The sequence below is a fragment of the Pantoea sp. genome (assembly GCF_039594315.1).
Classification (GTDB): Bacteria; Pseudomonadota; Gammaproteobacteria; order Enterobacterales; family Enterobacteriaceae; genus Pantoea.
This window is the reverse complement of sequence record NZ_JBCNNP010000044.1, coordinates 1-15530: the sequence shown is the minus strand read 5'-3', so window position 1 is coordinate 15530 and position 15530 is coordinate 1. Positions and strand designations below refer to the sequence as shown.

Annotated in this window: 16 protein-coding genes; 15 read left to right on the top strand and 1 reads right to left on the bottom strand. The window is 53.6% G+C overall.

The genetic code is table 11. The features are described from left to right. The first annotated feature begins 132 nt into the window (after positions 1-132). The 3 genes from ABDW13_RS18720 to ABDW13_RS18710 are packed head-to-tail and all read left to right on the top strand — an operon-like array spanning position 133 to position 2276. The gene (locus ABDW13_RS18720; RefSeq protein ID WP_343554063.1) at positions 133-873 is read left to right on the top strand and encodes an amino acid ABC transporter permease; all 741 of its coding nucleotides are present in this window, start codon (positions 133-135) and stop codon (positions 871-873) included. After that, complete coding sequence (gene gltK / locus ABDW13_RS18715) at positions 873-1550, top strand: glutamate/aspartate ABC transporter permease GltK (RefSeq protein ID WP_343554062.1); 678 nt, start codon at positions 873-875, stop codon at positions 1548-1550. The genes ABDW13_RS18720 and gltK overlap by 1 nt, the downstream gene beginning before the upstream one ends. Next, positions 1551-2276, top strand: coding sequence for an amino acid ABC transporter ATP-binding protein (locus ABDW13_RS18710; protein ID WP_343554061.1), 726 nt, complete (start codon positions 1551-1553; stop codon positions 2274-2276). A gap of 39 nt (positions 2277-2315) precedes the next feature. Here ABDW13_RS18710 and ABDW13_RS18705 read toward each other — a convergent pair whose 3' ends face one another. Then, positions 2316-2798: a zinc ribbon-containing protein gene (locus ABDW13_RS18705; RefSeq protein WP_343554060.1), complete on the bottom strand. Its 483-nt coding sequence runs from the start codon at positions 2796-2798 to the stop codon at positions 2316-2318. A 222-nt stretch (positions 2799-3020) separates the two neighbouring features. Here ABDW13_RS18705 and leuS point away from each other — a divergent pair, with 222 nt between their 5' ends. From leuS to lipB, 12 genes are all read left to right on the top strand, one after another. Continuing rightward, positions 3021-5603, top strand: coding sequence for a leucine--tRNA ligase (leuS, locus tag ABDW13_RS18700; RefSeq protein WP_343554059.1), 2583 nt, complete (start codon positions 3021-3023; stop codon positions 5601-5603). Between the two features lie 14 nt (positions 5604-5617). Beyond that, positions 5618-6217: an LPS assembly lipoprotein LptE gene (lptE, locus tag ABDW13_RS18695; RefSeq protein ID WP_343554058.1), complete on the top strand. Its 600-nt coding sequence runs from the start codon at positions 5618-5620 to the stop codon at positions 6215-6217. Beyond that, complete coding sequence (gene holA, locus ABDW13_RS18690) at positions 6214-7245, top strand: DNA polymerase III subunit delta (RefSeq protein WP_343554057.1); 1032 nt, start codon at positions 6214-6216, stop codon at positions 7243-7245. Before lptE ends, holA begins: the two co-directional genes overlap by 4 nt. Then, on the top strand, positions 7238-7882 hold the full coding sequence (nadD, locus tag ABDW13_RS18685; RefSeq protein WP_343554056.1) for a nicotinate-nucleotide adenylyltransferase: 645 nt from the start codon (positions 7238-7240) through the stop codon (positions 7880-7882). Before holA ends, nadD begins: the two co-directional genes overlap by 8 nt. Before the next feature lie 91 nt (positions 7883-7973). Further along, positions 7974-8291, top strand: a complete 318-nt coding sequence (gene rsfS, locus ABDW13_RS18680) for a ribosome silencing factor (protein ID WP_343554055.1) — start codon at positions 7974-7976, stop codon at positions 8289-8291. 3 nt (positions 8292-8294) lie between these two features. Beyond that, complete coding sequence (rlmH, locus tag ABDW13_RS18675; protein ID WP_343554054.1) at positions 8295-8765, top strand: 23S rRNA (pseudouridine(1915)-N(3))-methyltransferase RlmH; 471 nt, start codon at positions 8295-8297, stop codon at positions 8763-8765. A gap of 34 nt (positions 8766-8799) precedes the next feature. Then, entirely contained in the window at positions 8800-10704 is a 1905-nt protein-coding gene (gene mrdA, locus ABDW13_RS18670) for a peptidoglycan DD-transpeptidase MrdA (protein ID WP_343554053.1), read from the top strand. Positions 10705-10712: 8 nt separating this feature from the next. After that, positions 10713-11825: a peptidoglycan glycosyltransferase MrdB gene (gene mrdB / locus ABDW13_RS18665; protein ID WP_343554076.1), complete on the top strand. Its 1113-nt coding sequence runs from the start codon at positions 10713-10715 to the stop codon at positions 11823-11825. 10 nt (positions 11826-11835) lie between these two features. Beyond that, the gene (gene rlpA / locus ABDW13_RS18660) at positions 11836-12930 is read left to right on the top strand and encodes an endolytic peptidoglycan transglycosylase RlpA (RefSeq protein WP_343554052.1); all 1095 of its coding nucleotides are present in this window, start codon (positions 11836-11838) and stop codon (positions 12928-12930) included. Between the two features lie 118 nt (positions 12931-13048). Further along, positions 13049-14260, top strand: coding sequence for a D-alanyl-D-alanine carboxypeptidase DacA (dacA, locus tag ABDW13_RS18655; protein ID WP_343554051.1), 1212 nt, complete (start codon positions 13049-13051; stop codon positions 14258-14260). Positions 14261-14355: 95 nt separating this feature from the next. Beyond that, positions 14356-14619 carry a DUF493 family protein YbeD gene (gene ybeD, locus ABDW13_RS18650; protein ID WP_008103691.1) on the top strand — a complete coding sequence of 88 codons (264 nt, stop codon included), beginning with the start codon at positions 14356-14358 and terminating at the stop codon, positions 14617-14619. Positions 14620-14688: 69 nt separating this feature from the next. Next, positions 14689-15339 (top strand): lipoyl(octanoyl) transferase LipB, encoded by a 651-nt coding sequence (gene lipB, locus ABDW13_RS18645; RefSeq protein ID WP_343554050.1) that lies wholly within the window; start codon positions 14689-14691, stop codon positions 15337-15339. Positions 15340-15530: the final 191 nt, after the last annotated feature.

The following is a 15530-nucleotide window of genomic DNA, read 5'->3' as shown; positions in this document are numbered from 1 at the left end:
TGCCCTCTCGATTGCTGAACATGCGGTGCGGACAGACAGACTGCAACAGGCCGTTCCCCTGAAGCAGGACGCAAGACACCGCTCAACAATCTTATGGGTAGCCTCGCTACCCTTTTTTTACCGGAGCTCGTTATGGGTATCGATTGGAACTGGGGCATCTTTTTACAACAGGCCCCGTTCGGCAATACGACTTACCTCGGCTGGCTGTGGTCCGGATTTCAGGTCACCATTGCGGTGTCCTGCTGCGCCTGGATTATTGCCTTCCTGGTAGGTTCCTTCTTTGGCATTCTGCGTACCGTACCCAACCGCCTGTTGGCGACGATTGGTACCTGCTACGTAGAACTGTTTCGTAATATCCCGCTGATTGTGCAGTTCTTCTTCTGGTATCTGGTGGCACCAGAACTGGTGGGAGAAAACCTCGGCATGTGGTTTAAGTCGGAGCTGGACCCGAACATTCAGTTCTTCCTGTCATCGACCATTTGCCTCGGCTTGTTCACCGCTGCGCGCGTGTGTGAGCAAGTGCGTGCGGCGATTCAATCGCTGCCGCGCGGACAGAAAAATGCTGGCCTGGCGATGGGGTTAACGCTGCCGCAAACCTATCGTTATGTGCTGCTGCCGAATGCTTATCGCGTGATTGTGCCGCCGATGACCTCGGAAATGCTCAACTTGGTGAAGAACTCAGCCATCGCCTCAACCATTGGTTTGGTCGATATGGCGGCGCAGGCCGGTAAGTTGCTGGATTATTCAGCACACGCTTACGAATCCTTCACCGCCATCACCTTGGCGTATGTCGGCATTAACCTGGTGATCATGCTGATTATGAGTGTGGTAGAACGCAAAATTCGCCTGCCTGGCAATATGGGAGGCAAATAATGTACGAATTTGACTGGAGTTCGATTGTTCCCAGCCTGCCTTACCTGTGGAATGGCCTGATCATCACCTTCAAGATCACCGCTGTTGCCGTGATTTTTGGCATCATCTGGGGCACGATTCTGGCGGTGATGCGCCTGTCGCCGATTATGCCGATTCGCTGGTTTGCCAAGCTGTACGTCAACCTGTTTCGTTCGGTGCCATTGGTGATGGTGCTGCTGTGGTTCTATCTGGTGGTTCCTGCATTTCTGCAACAGGTATTGGGTTTATCGCCGAAAACCGATATCCGCCTGATCTCTGCAATGGTGGCGTTTGCGCTGTTTGAGGCCGCCTACTACTCGGAAATCATCCGTGCTGGTATTCAGAGTATCTCACGTGGTCAGTCTAACGCCGCACTGGCGCTGGGCATGACGCAGTGGCAATCAATGAAATTGATCGTGTTGCCGCAAGCGTTTCGCGCCATGGTGCCGCTGCTATTAACGCAAGGCATCGTGCTGTTCCAGGATACCTCGCTGGTTTATGTATTAAGCCTGGCCGACTTCTTCCGTACCGCCTCCACCATTGGTGAGCGTGACGGCACCCAGGTTGAAATGATTTTGTTTGCCGGTCTGGTCTACTTCGTGATCAGCCTGAGCGCTTCGTTGTTGGTTACCTATCTGAAAAGAAAAAGGACGGTTTAAATGATTAGCCTGAAAAATGTTTCAAAGTGGTATGGGCACTTTCAGGTGCTGACCGACTGCTCCACCGAAGTGAAAAAAGGTGAAGTGGTGGTGGTCTGCGGTCCGTCTGGCTCAGGGAAATCAACGCTGATTAAAACTGTTAACGGCCTTGAGCCGATTCAACAGGGCAGCATTCAGGTTACCGGCACCGAAGTGAACAACAAAAAAACCAATCTGGCGCAACTGCGCAGCAAAGTGGGCATGGTGTTCCAGCATTTCGAACTGTTCCCGCATCTCAGCATCATTGAAAACCTGACGCTGGCACAGGTTAAAGTGTTGAAGCGGGATAAAGCCGCTTCGCGTGAGAAAGCACTGGGTCTGCTGAAACGTGTTGGTCTGTCGGCTCATGCCGATAAATTCCCAGGCCAGCTTTCTGGGGGCCAGCAGCAGCGTGTCGCCATTGCGCGTGCGTTGTGCATGGATCCAGTGGCGATGTTGTTTGACGAGCCGACTTCAGCGCTCGATCCGGAAATGATCAACGAAGTGTTGGACGTGATGGTGGAGTTAGCCAACGAAGGCATGACCATGATGGTGGTAACCCACGAAATGGGCTTTGCGCGTAAAGTGGCTAACCGCGTGATCTTTATGGATGAAGGTAAAATTATCGAAGATACCAATAAGGATGACTTCTTTAATAATCCACAATCCGATCGCGCCAAAGACTTCCTGGCGAAGATTCTGCATTAATTGATTGAACGGGCAGCGACAACGCTGCCCGTTTTCATATCAAGGTTCAAACGGCTGACGTTGGAACTGATCGTGTCCACACTCCGGGCAACGGGTTAAACTCTCCGGCGTGTAAATCGCGCGGGTAAAACCACACTTCTCACACACCAAATTGCCCAATCCCACGACTTCGCCACTTTGGTAAACGCCGTGATGGCGCAAATCCTGAAACACTTCTCGCCATTCCAACTGACTTTTATCGGTGATGTCCGCCAGCTCTTTCCACAAGCTTTCGCGGATGACACGTAAAAACACCGAATCGCCGACCACATCGGAAGACTCTTGATAGCTCAGCGCGAACTCATGCAAATCGCGCCGCACCGCGCGCATCACTTCATTTACTTCGGCGGGTGAAAGCGTTTTTTTCGCTAATAAGCTTTGTCGTGCCTCTGCCACTAGCGCATCAACATCACGCTCGCCGTGATCCAGTCGCTGGGATAATGCTGCAATCGTTGCACGGTATTCCTGCGCCACGTTATTCATTTTGTTCTCCTTTCCGCTGCGGATGCTGCTGTTAAGTTTAGCCGTTTTGTCACAATTGCTAAGGTATCCACGGGAGAAATCATAAAAGGGTGAAAGCGGCGGCGCATTGAGGAGAAATCCAGCCGTTGAGGGCGTGAAAAGTTGTTGAGGCGCAGCCTTATGGGTATGCTATGCGGATCTAAAAAGCATCAAACCGATTTTCACAAAGGACCACAGGCAGCCATGCAAGAGCAATACCGCCCGGAAGAGATAGAAACCCGCGTCCAACAACACTGGGACGAAAACGAAACCTTTAAAGTGACCGAGCAGGAAGGCAAAGAGAAATACTACTGCCTTTCGATGCTGCCCTATCCTTCTGGCCGCCTACACATGGGCCACGTGCGTAACTACACCATCGGCGATGTGATCGCGCGCTACCAGCGTATGCTCGGCAAAAACGTATTGCAGCCAATCGGTTGGGATGCGTTTGGTCTGCCAGCCGAAGGCGCAGCGGTGAAGAACAACACCGCACCTGCGCCGTGGACCTACGACAACATCGCCTACATGAAGAACCAGCTGAAATTGCTGGGCTTTGGCTATGACTGGAGCCGCGAGCTGGCGACCTGCCAACCAGAATACTATCGCTGGGAACAGTGGTTCTTCACCAAGCTGTACGAAAAAGGCATGGTCTACAAAAAGACCTCAGCGGTGAACTGGTGCCCGAACGACCAAACCGTATTGGCGAACGAACAGGTTATCGACGGCTGCTGCTGGCGCTGCGACACCAAAGTCGAGCGCAAAGAGATCCCTCAGTGGTTCGTGAAAATCACCGCTTACGCGGAAGAGTTGCTGAACGATCTCGATAAGCTGGAAGATTGGCCTGAGCAGGTCAAAACCATGCAGCGCAACTGGATTGGCCGCTCTGAAGGCGTGGAAATCACCTTTGATGTGGCGAACAGCGCAGAGAAGCTGACCGTTTACACCACGCGTCCTGACACCTTTATGGGTGCGACGTATGTCGCCGTTGCGGCGGGTCACCCGCTGGCACAGCAAGCTGCTGCCGCTAACCCGGCGCTGGCTGAATTCATCGACGAATGCCGCACCACCAAGGTAGCCGAAGCCGATATGGCGACGATGGAGAAAAAAGGCGCGGCCACTGGCCTGTACGCTATCCATCCGCTGACTGGTGAAGAGATCCCAGTTTGGGTGGCTAACTTCGTGCTGATGGAATACGGCACCGGCGCGGTGATGGCTGTTCCAGGCCACGATCAGCGTGACTGGGAGTTCGCCACCAAGTACAACCTCAACATCAAGCCAGTGATCCTTAACCTCGACGGTTCAACGCCGGATCTGAGCGAAGCGGCGATGACTGAAAAAGGCACGCTGTTCAACTCCGGCGAATACAACGGTCTGGATCATCAGGCGGGCTTCAATGCCATCGCCGACGCGCTGGCAGCCAAAGGCGTCGGCGTACGTAAAGTGAATTATCGTCTGCGCGATTGGGGCGTTTCCCGTCAGCGTTATTGGGGCGCACCAATTCCAATGGTGACGCTGGAAGATGGCACCGTGATGCCAACGCCAGAAGATCAACTGCCGGTGATCCTGCCAGAAGATGTGGTCATGGACGGTATCACCAGCCCAATCAAAGCCGACCCTGAGTGGGCTAAAACTATGGTTAACGGTCAGCCTGCGCTGCGTGAAACCGACACCTTCGACACCTTTATGGAGTCATCGTGGTACTACGCGCGCTATACCTGCGCCAACTACAACGAAGGCATGCTGGATCCGGCCGCAGCGAACTATTGGCTGCCGGTTGACCAATATGTTGGCGGTATCGAACACGCCATCATGCACCTGATGTACTTCCGCTTCTATCACAAGCTGCTGCGTGATGCAGGCTTGGTGAACTCTGATGAGCCGGCTAAGCGCCTGCTGTGTCAGGGCATGGTACTGGCTGATGCATTCTACTATCTCGGCGTGAATGGCGAGCGTAACTGGGTTTCTCCGGTTGACGTTAGCGTTGAGCGTGATGAGAAAGGCCGCATCGTCAAAGCCATCGACAACGAAGGTCGCGAAGTGGTTTACGCCGGCATGAGCAAAATGTCGAAGTCGAAAAACAACGGCATCGATCCACAGTTGATGGTTGAGCGTTACGGTGCTGATACCGTTCGTCTGTTCATGATGTTTGCTTCCCCGGCGGAAATGACGCTTGAGTGGCAGGAATCTGGCGTTGAAGGCGCTAACCGCTTCCTGAAGCGCGTATGGAAACTGGCTTACGAACACATCAACAATGGCGCGACTGTTGCGCTGGACGTCGATAATCTGAATGACGATCAGAAAGCGTTGCGTCGCGATCTGCACAAAACCATCGCCAAAGTGGCCGATGATGTCGGTCGTCGTCAGACCTTCAACACCGCTATCGCCGCCATCATGGAGCTGATGAACAAACTGATTCGCGCACCGCAAGAGAGCGAGCAGGATCGTGCATTGATGCAAGAAGCGCTGATGGCGGTAACACGTCTGCTGTATCCGTTCACTCCGCACGCCAGCTACGTTCTGTGGCAAGCGCTGGGTGGCGAAGGCAGCATTGACGAAGCCAGCTGGCCGGTCGCCGATGAAGCAGCAATGGTTGAAGATTCGCTGCTGGTAGTGGTGCAGGTGAATGGCAAAGTGCGCGGCAAGATTACCGTTGCGAAGGATGCCACACAGGAGCAGGTGCAGGCGCGTGCTGCGCAGGAGCATTTGGTGGCGAAATATCTGGATGGCGTCACCATTCGTAAAGTGATTTATGTCCCTGGCAAACTGCTTAACCTGGTCGTAGGTTAAGTTCAGGAGGAACTGTGCGACAACTGATTATCAGGCTGTTTGTCTTGCTTGCGGTGATGATCACCGCAGGCTGTGGTTTCCACCCGCGCGGCACCACCTCGGTGCCAAACGAGATGAAAACCCTTATCGTCCAGAGCGGCGATCCCTATGGCCCGCTCTCGCGTGCTGTGCGTCAGCAATTGCGTATCAACAATGTGAACATCATTGAAGACAGCAAAGCGGCCAGCGCCAAATACCCAACTTTGCGTTTAGGCGCTGAGGGCCAGGGACGTGATACCGCATCGGTGTTTATCAGCGGTACCACCGCGGAATACTCGCTGGTGATGACGGTCACCGCACAGGTTCTGCTGCCGGGTAAAGGTATTTATCCAATTAGCACCACCGTGTATCGCTCTTTCTTCGACAACCCAAATGCCGCACTGGCGAAGGATGCCGAGCAAGACATGATCGTTCAAGAGATGCGTCAACGCGCCTCCGAGCAGTTAGTGCGTAAACTGCTGACGGTGCATGCTGCGCAGGAAAGCAATAAAGATACTTTGCCGCAGCCTGAGACGATCTTACCGGGACAGAACTCGCCGGAAGTCCCTTCTTCGTCAGCTACCAGTCTGCAATGATCAGGATTTATCCTGAACAACTGAGCGCGCAGCTTCGAGAGGGGCTGCGCGCCTGTTATTTTCTCACCGGTAATGAACCTCTGCTGATGCAGGAAAGCGCAGATGCGATTCGCGCAACCGCCTCAGCGCAGGGATTTGAAGAACATTTCAGTGTCAACGTTGATGCGCAGACGGATTGGGATGCGCTGTTTGTCAGTTGCCAATCTCTCAGCTTATTTACCCAACGCCAAACGCTCACACTGCAATTGCCCGAAAACGGCCCGAACGCGGCTATTGCCGAGCAACTGGTAAAGCTCTCAACGCTGCTGCACAGCGATATTTTGCTGGTGCTGCGCATGGCGAAACTGACCAAAGCGCAAGAAAACAGTGCCTGGTTTAAAGCATTGAGTGCACAAGCCGTGTTAGTACCGTGCCAGACACCCGAACAAGCACAGTTGCCGCGTTGGGTGGCCGGTCGCGCGAAAGCGATGAAGCTGACCGTTGATGACGCCGCCGTCCAACTGCTCTGCTACTGTTACGAAGGCAATCTGCTGGCGCTGGCGCAAGCACTGGAGCGCTTATCGTTGCTGTGGCCGGATGGCAAATTAACCCTGCCGCGCGTTGAAGCCGCAGTGAACGATGCCGCGCACTTTACGCCATTCCATTGGGTTGATGCGCTGTTAGCCGGCAAAAGCAAACGCGCCTTGCATATCCTGCATCAGCTGGAGAAAGAGGACAGCGAAGTGGTGATTCTGCTGCGTACGCTGCAACGTGATCTGCTCACCTTGCTGCATCTGCAACGTAATCAAGCCAAGCAAGCGTTACGCACGCTGATGGATCAGCAGCGCATCTGGCAAAATCGCCGCGCGCTGTTTACTGAAGCATTACAACGACTTGATGCGCGCCGTTTACAGCGCGCGGTGCATTTACTGGCCGAGATGGAGCTGACGATGAAGCAGGATTACGGGCAAAATTTGTGGCCGCAACTGGAAACGCTGTCGCTGCTGCTGTGTCACCGTAATTTCCCGTTGAGCTTTACCGATGCCTAAACTTTACGCGCTGTTCGGCGGCACCTTCGATCCGATTCACTATGGCCATTTGCGTCCGGTGGAGGCACTCGCTCAGCAAGTTGGCTTGAAGAGAGTCACGCTGCTGCCCAATAACGTGCCGCCCCATCGTCCACAACCTGAAGCCAGCGCGCAACAGCGTGTGGCGATGTTGCGTTGCGCCATCGCCGATCGTCCGTTGTTTGATATCGATACGCGTGAGTTAGAACGCGACACGCCTTCGTGGACCGTTGCCACGCTGGAAGCGCTACGTGCTGAACGCGGCGCTAAACAGCCCCTCGGGTTTATCATTGGTCAGGATTCTCTGCTAACGTTAGCCAAATGGCATCGCTGGCAGGATTTGCTGTCGCTGTGCCATTTACTGGTATGCAAGCGTCCGGGTTACGCAACGCAGATGGAAACGCCGGAGATGCAGCAGTGGCTGGAAACGCATCTTGCTGATGATGTGCAGCAACTGCATCACTCCCCCGCTGGACGAATTTGGCTGGCCGATACACCGCTGCTGGATATTTCCGCCACGGAAATTCGCCAGCGTCGCCACAACAACATCTCATGTGCCGATCTGCTGCCCGACGCGGTGATCCGCTATATCGATAGCGTTGGCTTATATCGCGGTTAAGAGTGGCGTGCTATACTGCGCCGCTTCATTTTCGGCTACCTTTCTTGTATCGCTAGCCCGTCCGTAATCACCTGTTTTTAAGGGGAACCTTTTGCAAGGTAAAGCACTCCAAGACTTCGTTATTGATAAGATTGACGATATTAAAGGCCAGGACATCATTGCCATTGATGTTCAGGGTAAATCCAGCATCACCGATTGCATGATTATTTGCACCGGCACCTCAACGCGTCACGTCTCTTCCATCGCCGATCACGTGGTGCAGGAATCTCGCGCTGCGGGCCTGAAACCCTTAGCCGTTGACGGTAAAGCCGCCGCTGATTGGGTGGTTGTTGATCTCGGCGATGTGATTGTGCATGTGATGCAAGAAGAAAGCCGCCAGCTGTATGAGCTGGAAAAGCTCTGGAGCTAAGCCTTGAAACTGCAGTTAGTGGCCGTCGGCACCAAAATGCCCGACTGGGTTCAAACCGGTTTCATGGAGTATCTGCGCCGCTTCCCCAAAGATATGCCGTTTGAATTGACTGAAGTTGCTGCCGGAAAGCGCGGTAAGAACGCAGATATCAAACGCATTCTGGAAAAAGAAGGTGAAGCGATGCTGGCCGCCGTGGGTAAAGGTAATCGCATCGTTACGCTGGATATTCCTGGTCAGCCGTGGGAAACGCCGCAGTTGGCGCAGCAACTTGAACGCTGGAAGCAAGATGGCCGCGATGTCAGCTTGTTGATCGGCGGTCCAGAAGGCCTGGCACCGGCTTGCAAAGCGGCGGCTGAACAAAGCTGGTCATTATCCGCGCTCACGTTGCCACATCCGCTGGTGCGTGTATTGGTCGCAGAAAGCCTGTATCGTGCGTGGAGCATTACCACCAATCATCCTTATCATCGTGAATAAACGCCTGACAACCCCCAGACAATAGATGTAGCGGATGAAATTACAGAGCAACGCCTTTCGCGATTACACTGCCGAACAGAAACTTTTTGTCCGCCGAGCGTTGGTGGCCTTTATCGGCATTCTGCTGCTCTCCAGCATTCTGGTGGTCAATATGTACCACCTGCAAATTCTGCGTTTTGACGATTACAGCACCCGCTCCAACGAAAACCGCATCAAGCTGGTGCCGGTCGCACCCAGCCGCGGCATTATTTACGATCGTAATGGCGTGCCGCTGGCGCTGAATCGCACCATTTACCAGGCCGAATTGATGCCGGAAAAGGTCGATAACCTCAAACAGACCTTGCAGGATTTGCGCCCTATTCTTGATCTCACTGACGATGATATCGACGCGTTTGAAAAAGAGCGCAAACGCTCGCGCCGCTTCACTTCCGTGGCGGTCAAAACCGCTTTGAGCGAAGAACAAGTCGCGCGTTTCGCCGTCAATCAATACCGTTTTCCTGGGGTAGAAGTGAAAGGCTATCAACGCCGCTACTATCCTTACGGCCAAACGTTGACGCATGTGGTCGGTTACGTATCCAAGATTAACGATCGTGATGTCACGCGCCTCGATCAGGAAGGAAAATGGCCGAACTACGCCGCAACGCATGACATCGGTAAGCTGGGCATCGAAAACTTTTACGAAGATGTGCTGCACGGCAAAACCGGTTATGAGGAAGTGGAAGTTAATAACCGTGGTCGCGTCATTCGCCAATTGCATGAGCAATCGCCGCAGGCCGGACGCGATATCTATCTGACGGTTGATTTAAAACTTCAGCAATACATCGAAACCTTGTTGGCCGGTAGCCGCGCAGCGGTGGTGGTCAGCGATCCGCGAACCGGTGAAATTCTCGCGCTGGTATCCACACCAAGTTATGACCCGAATTTGTTTGTCGACGGCATCACCAGCAAAGATTACAAAGCACTGCTTAGCGATGAAAACCGCCCGCTGTATAACCGCGCGCTGCAAGCCTCCTATCCGCCCGCGTCCACCGTTAAACCGTATGTCGCGGTGTCGGCGCTCAGCGCAGGCGTGATTAACCGCAATACCAGCTTGTTCGATCCCGGTTGGTGGCAATTACCTGGTTCAGAAAAACGTTATCGTGACTGGAAAAAGTGGGGCCACGGCCGTCTGAACGTCACTAAATCGCTGGAAGAGTCCGCGGATACCTTCTTCTACCAGGTCGCTTATGACATGGGCATTGATCGTCTGTCTGAGTGGATGACCAAGTTTGGCTATGGTCATCGCACCGGCATCGACTTGCCGCAGGAAAGTGCCGGCAACATGCCAACCCGCGAGTGGAAACTGAAGCGCTTTAAAAAACCGTGGTATCAAGGTGACACCATTCCGGTCGGTATCGGCCAGGGTTACTGGACCGCCACGCCGATTCAGATGAATAAAGCCATGATGATTCTGATTAACGACGGCGTGATCAAGGTGCCGCATCTGCTGCGCGCCACCCGTGAAGGCCAAACCATGGTGCCGTATCGCCAGCCGCCGGATGCGCCGATTGGCGACATTCATTCCGGTTACTGGGAAATTGCCAAAGATGGCATGTATGGCGTGGCCAACCGTGCCAACGGTACTGCGCATAAAAGCTTTGCCGATGCGCCCTATAAAATCGCCGCTAAGTCCGGTACCGCACAGGTTTACGGTCTGAAAGAGAATGAAGTTTATAACGCGCATAAGATTGCCGAACGTCTGCGCGACCATAAATTAATGACCGCTTTCGCGCCGTACGATAAACCGCGCGTGGCAGTAACTATGATTCTTGAAAACGGCGGCGCGGGACCAGCAGTAGGTACCGTGATGCGCCAGATTCTCGACCACATTATGTTAGGCGACAATAATACCGTGCTACCAGAAGCTGCACCGACGCCGCCCGGCTACGAAGGTGAATAACGATGTCCATGAGCGATAATCCGCAAAAACGATCGATCTGGACGCGCATCCATATCGACCCGCTGTTTATGCTAATCATTTTGAGTCTGCTGGCTTACAGCGCCATCGTGATCTGGAGCGCCAGCGGACAAGATCCCGGCATGACCGAACGTAAATTCGGCCAGATCGCCATGGGCATTGTCATCATGCTGGTGTTGGCGCAGGTGCCGCCACGCGTGTATGAAAGTTGGGCGCCCTATCTCTATATTGTCTGCGTGATATTACTGGTGGCGGTGGATGCGTTTGGTCACATCAGTAAAGGCGCACAGCGCTGGCTCGATCTCGGCTTTGTACGTTTCCAGCCATCGGAAATCGCCAAAATAGCCGTTCCGCTGATGGTGGCGCGCTTTATCAACCGCGACGTCTGCCCACCGACACTGAAAAATACCGGCATCGCGCTGGTGCTGATCTTTATGCCTACGCTGCTGGTGGCGGCACAGCCCGACCTCGGTACGTCAATTTTGATCGCCGCGTCCGGTCTGTTCGTGCTGTTCTTATCCGGCATGAGCTGGAAATTGATTGGTATCGCGGTGCTATTGGTCGCGGCATTTATCCCGATTTTGTGGTTCTTCCTGATGCACGATTATCAACGCGACCGCGTGATGATGCTGCTCGATCCCGAGAGCGATCCGTTGGGCGCCGGTTACCACATTATCCAGTCGAAAATTGCCATCGGTTCCGGCGGCTTGCGCGGTAAAGGCTGGCTGCATGGTACGCAATCGCAACTCGAATTTTTGCCGGAACGACATACCGATTTTATTTTTGCGGTGTTAGCGGAAGAACTTGGTCTGGTTGGCGTGTTGTTATTGCTGGTACTCTATTTGTTGCTGATTATGCGTGGCTTGATTATCGCGGCGCGCGCGCAAACCACCTTTGGTCGCGTGATGGCCGGCGGTTTGATGCTGATTTTATTCGTTTATGTTTTCGTTAACATTGGCATGGTAAGTGGTATCTTACCGGTGGTTGGCGTACCGCTGCCGCTGGTGAGCTACGGCGGATCGGCATTGATTGTGTTAATGGCTGGATTTGGCATCGTGATGTCGATCCATACTCATCGAAAAATGTTATCTAAAAGCGTTTAAGAGGCTGCACATGCGTAAGGATTGGCTTGGGGTTGCATTGGCATCATTGGTTTTGGCGGCGTGTTCTTCACAGGAACCGCAGAATAACACTGCGCCGCCGCAACCGGCTTATAACGGCCCAGTGGTGGAAATCCCCGGCGTTGAACCGCGTTATGAACCGATCAATCCTTCCACCAGCCAGGATTACAGCGTCAACGGTAAAACCTACCGCGTGATTAAAGATCCGTCGAACTACAGCGAAGTGGGTTTAGCCACGTGGTACGGCGATGAAGCGCAAGGCAATCGCACGGCCATCGGGGAATCTTACGATCCTGAAGGCATGACCGCTGCACATCCCACGCTGCCGCTGCCAAGCTACGTGCGCGTGACCAACCTTGCCAACGGCCGTCAAATTGTGGTGCGCGTAAACGATCGCGGACCTTACACGCCAGGCCGCATTATTGACCTGTCGCGCGCCGCGGGCGATCGCCTGAATATCTCCAATAACACCCGCGTACGCGTTGATTACATCAAAGTCGCGCCAGACGGTTCGGTTTCCGGTCCAGGTACCATTGGTACCACCGTTGCTAAACAGAGCTATGCCTTGCCTGCCCGCCCTGATCTGGGTGGCGGCAACGTGATGATGGGTGGCAGCGCCGCCAATAGCGCACCTGCACCGCAGGATGTGCGCGCGGTGGATAACAGCTCACTGCAAAGCAATGACAATATGGGCGCGCCGGTGCAAAGCAGCGGTTTTCTCGGCGCACCGCAGCCATTAGCGAATGGCGTGTTGGAAGGTAGCGAACCGGTTGCAGCAGCTGCGCCCGTTGTTGCGGCGCCGGTTGCCAGTTCCACTCCCGTAGCCAGCAGCAGCCAGAATGCCCATGCGGGCAGCGGCTATGTGGTGCAGGTTGGCGCAATCAACGATCCGGCACGCGCACGCCAGTTGGCAGAAAGCCTCGGTAAACGCTTTGGCGTGCCGGGTGCGGTTGAAGCCAACGGCAACGTGTATCGCATCCAGTTAGGTGGCTATAAAAGTCGCGCTGAAGCGGCCGCGTTACAGCAACGCCTGAACACCGAAGCGCAAATGAGTTCCTTTATTACCACCGCCCGCCCGTCGATGTAACGGGCTGTGACATTTCCCGCTGAAACTGATTTGCAAAGCAAGATGCCGCCCAATCAGGCGTTTGCTATAGTTAGGCACTTTTTTTCACTCTAAACCCACGGATGTTGTAGTCCTGAACATGAATACGCTGAAACCTTCTCGTTTTCTGAAACGCCTGACAGTGGGATCACTGGTCGCCCTTTCTCTCAGCCATGTCGCTTTTGCCGACGATATTAACCTTAAGACGATGATTCCGGGCGTGCCGGACATTGATGCTGAAGCTTATGTGCTGATCGACTATAACTCCGGCAAAGTGCTGGCAGAAAAAAATGCCGATGCACGTCGCGATCCGGCCAGCTTGACCAAAATGATGACCAGCTACGTGATTGGTCAGGCGGTTAAAGCAGGCAAAATCCATAACGATGACATCGTAACCGTGGGCAAAGATGCCTGGGCAACCGGCAACCCGGTGTTCAAGGGTTCATCGCTGATGTTCCTGAAACCCGGCGATCGCGTACCGGTTTCTCAGCTGACGCGCGGTATCGTGCTGCAATCGGGTAACGATGCATGTGTGGCGATGGCAGATTATGTGGCTGGCAGCCAGGACGCGTTCGTTAATTTGATGAACAACTATGTTGGCGCGTTGGGTCTGAAAAACACCCACTTCCAGACCGTGCACGGTTTGGATGCTGAAGGCCAATACAGTTCGCCACGTGATATGGCGCTGATCGGTCAGGCACTGATTCGTGATGTGCCGGATGAATACGCGGTTTACCGTGAAAAAGATTTCACCTTCAATAACATCAAACAGACCAACCGCAACGGCTTGCTGTGGGATACCAGCCTGAACGTTGACGGTATCAAAACCGGCCACACCGAAGCCGCAGGTTACAACCTGGTGGCTTCTGCTACCGAAGGTCAGATGCGTTTGATCTCGGCGGTGATGGGCGGTCGTACTTACAAAGGCCGCGAAACCGAAAGTAAAAAACTGCTGACGTGGGGCTTCCGCTTCTTCGAAACCGTAGCGCCATTGAAAGCGGGTAAAGAGTTCGCTTCTGAGCCAGTATGGTTCGGTAACAGCGATCGCGTGCAACTGGGCGTCGAAAAAGATGCTTATCTGACCATTCCTCGTGGCCGTATGAAAGACCTGAAAGCCAGCTATGTACTGAACAACACCGAACTGCACGCACCGTTGCAGAAAAATCAGGTCGTTGGCAGCATCAACTTCCAGCTGGATGGCAAAACCATTGAGCAACGCCCATTAGTGGTACTGAACGAAGTGCAGGAAGGTGGATTCTTTGGTCGCATCATCGACTACATCAAACTGATGTTCCACCATTGGTTCGGTTAAGGCGCGCTTGAAAAAACGCCAAACTGTCCCCAGATAAGCTACTATCTTTGCTCCCGCCTCGGCGGGAGCCTGTTTTTAAGCACCGGAGTGAATGTATGAAAACCAAATTGAATGAACTGCTCGAATTCCCTACCCCTTTCACCTACAAAGTGATGGGTTTGGCGCAACCGGAGCTGGTTGATCAAGTGGTTGAAGTGGTGCAGCGCCACGCGCCAGGCGATTACAAACCCGATGTGAAGCCAAGCAGCAAAGGCAACTACCACTCAGTTTCTATCACCATCATTGCCACGCATATTGAACAAGTCGAAACCTTGTACGAAGAGCTGGGCAACATCGAAATCGTCCGCATGGTGTTGTAATTCTGGCGCTGGCAAAGTCCGCTTTGCCAGCGTTATACTCTGCCCTCCACTCTCTACCGGATTTCCGTTTTGTCAGCTAATACGCTTCTTGTTCGTCAACTCGGCCAGCGCGATTGGCAGCCTGTCTCCGATGCCATGCATCAATTCACCGATCAACGCGACAGCCATACTGCTGATGAAATCTGGCTGGTTGAACATTATCCGGTGTTTACCCAAGGCCAAGCCGGTAAAGCTGAACATTTGCTGATGCCGGGCGATATTCCAGTAGTGCAAAGCGATCGCGGCGGTCAAGTCACCTATCATGGACCGGGTCAACAGGTAATGTATGTGTTGATCGATGTGAAACGGCGCAAAATGGGCGTGCGCGAGTTAGTCACAGCGCTGGAAGAGACGGTGATTGCCACCTTAGCGGATTACGACGTCAATGCACGGGCGCGTGCGGATGCGCCTGGCGTTTACATTGGCGATGACAAGATTTGTTCGCTGGGTTTGCGCATCCGCAAAGGTTGCTCATTTCACGGTTTGGCGCTCAATGTGGCGATGGATCTCGCGCCGTTTCTGCGCATCAATCCTTGCGGCTATGCGGGCATGCAAATGACTCAGCTCAGCCAATTTCAACCGGGGGTTACGCCAGCGGATGTGCAGCCGCGATTGGTGCAACACTTTGCGCGTTTAACCGGCTTTAGCGAGCTGCAATGGCACAATGATGCCGCGCGCTAACCTTGTCTGTACGTGCGCATTTACAAAATTGTAACTTTTGCATCGGCTAATCGGCTGCTTATGGGCAGACGAGATGATATAATTTTTGCCATATTTTCAAAAAAAGTTGAAAGCCTGGTTCTCAGTTTGAGTGAGGAAGCTTTCAAATCGCAATCCCGACCGGAACCTGCAGATTTATGAGTAAACCAATT

Excerpts from the sequence above, each read along its gene's own strand:
- ABDW13_RS18720 (WP_343554063.1), top strand. The coding sequence starts at position 133 with ATGGGTATCGATTGGAACTGGGGCATCTTTTTACAACAGGCCCCGTTC.
- gltK (WP_343554062.1), top strand. The coding sequence starts at position 873 with ATGTACGAATTTGACTGGAGTTCGATTGTTCCCAGCCTGCCTTACCTG.
- ABDW13_RS18710 (WP_343554061.1), top strand. The coding sequence starts at position 1,551 with ATGATTAGCCTGAAAAATGTTTCAAAGTGGTATGGGCACTTTCAGGTG.
- ABDW13_RS18705 (WP_343554060.1), bottom strand. The coding sequence starts at position 2,798 with ATGAATAACGTGGCGCAGGAATACCGTGCAACGATTGCAGCATTATCC.
- leuS (WP_343554059.1), top strand. The coding sequence starts at position 3,021 with ATGCAAGAGCAATACCGCCCGGAAGAGATAGAAACCCGCGTCCAACAA.
- holA (WP_343554057.1), top strand. The coding sequence starts at position 6,214 with ATGATCAGGATTTATCCTGAACAACTGAGCGCGCAGCTTCGAGAGGGG.
- nadD (WP_343554056.1), top strand. The coding sequence starts at position 7,238 with ATGCCTAAACTTTACGCGCTGTTCGGCGGCACCTTCGATCCGATTCAC.
- mrdA (WP_343554053.1), top strand. The coding sequence starts at position 8,800 with ATGAAATTACAGAGCAACGCCTTTCGCGATTACACTGCCGAACAGAAA.
- mrdB (WP_343554076.1), top strand. The coding sequence starts at position 10,713 with ATGAGCGATAATCCGCAAAAACGATCGATCTGGACGCGCATCCATATC.
- rlpA (WP_343554052.1), top strand. The coding sequence starts at position 11,836 with ATGCGTAAGGATTGGCTTGGGGTTGCATTGGCATCATTGGTTTTGGCG.
- dacA (WP_343554051.1), top strand. The coding sequence starts at position 13,049 with ATGAATACGCTGAAACCTTCTCGTTTTCTGAAACGCCTGACAGTGGGA.
- ybeD (WP_008103691.1), top strand. The coding sequence starts at position 14,356 with ATGAAAACCAAATTGAATGAACTGCTCGAATTCCCTACCCCTTTCACC.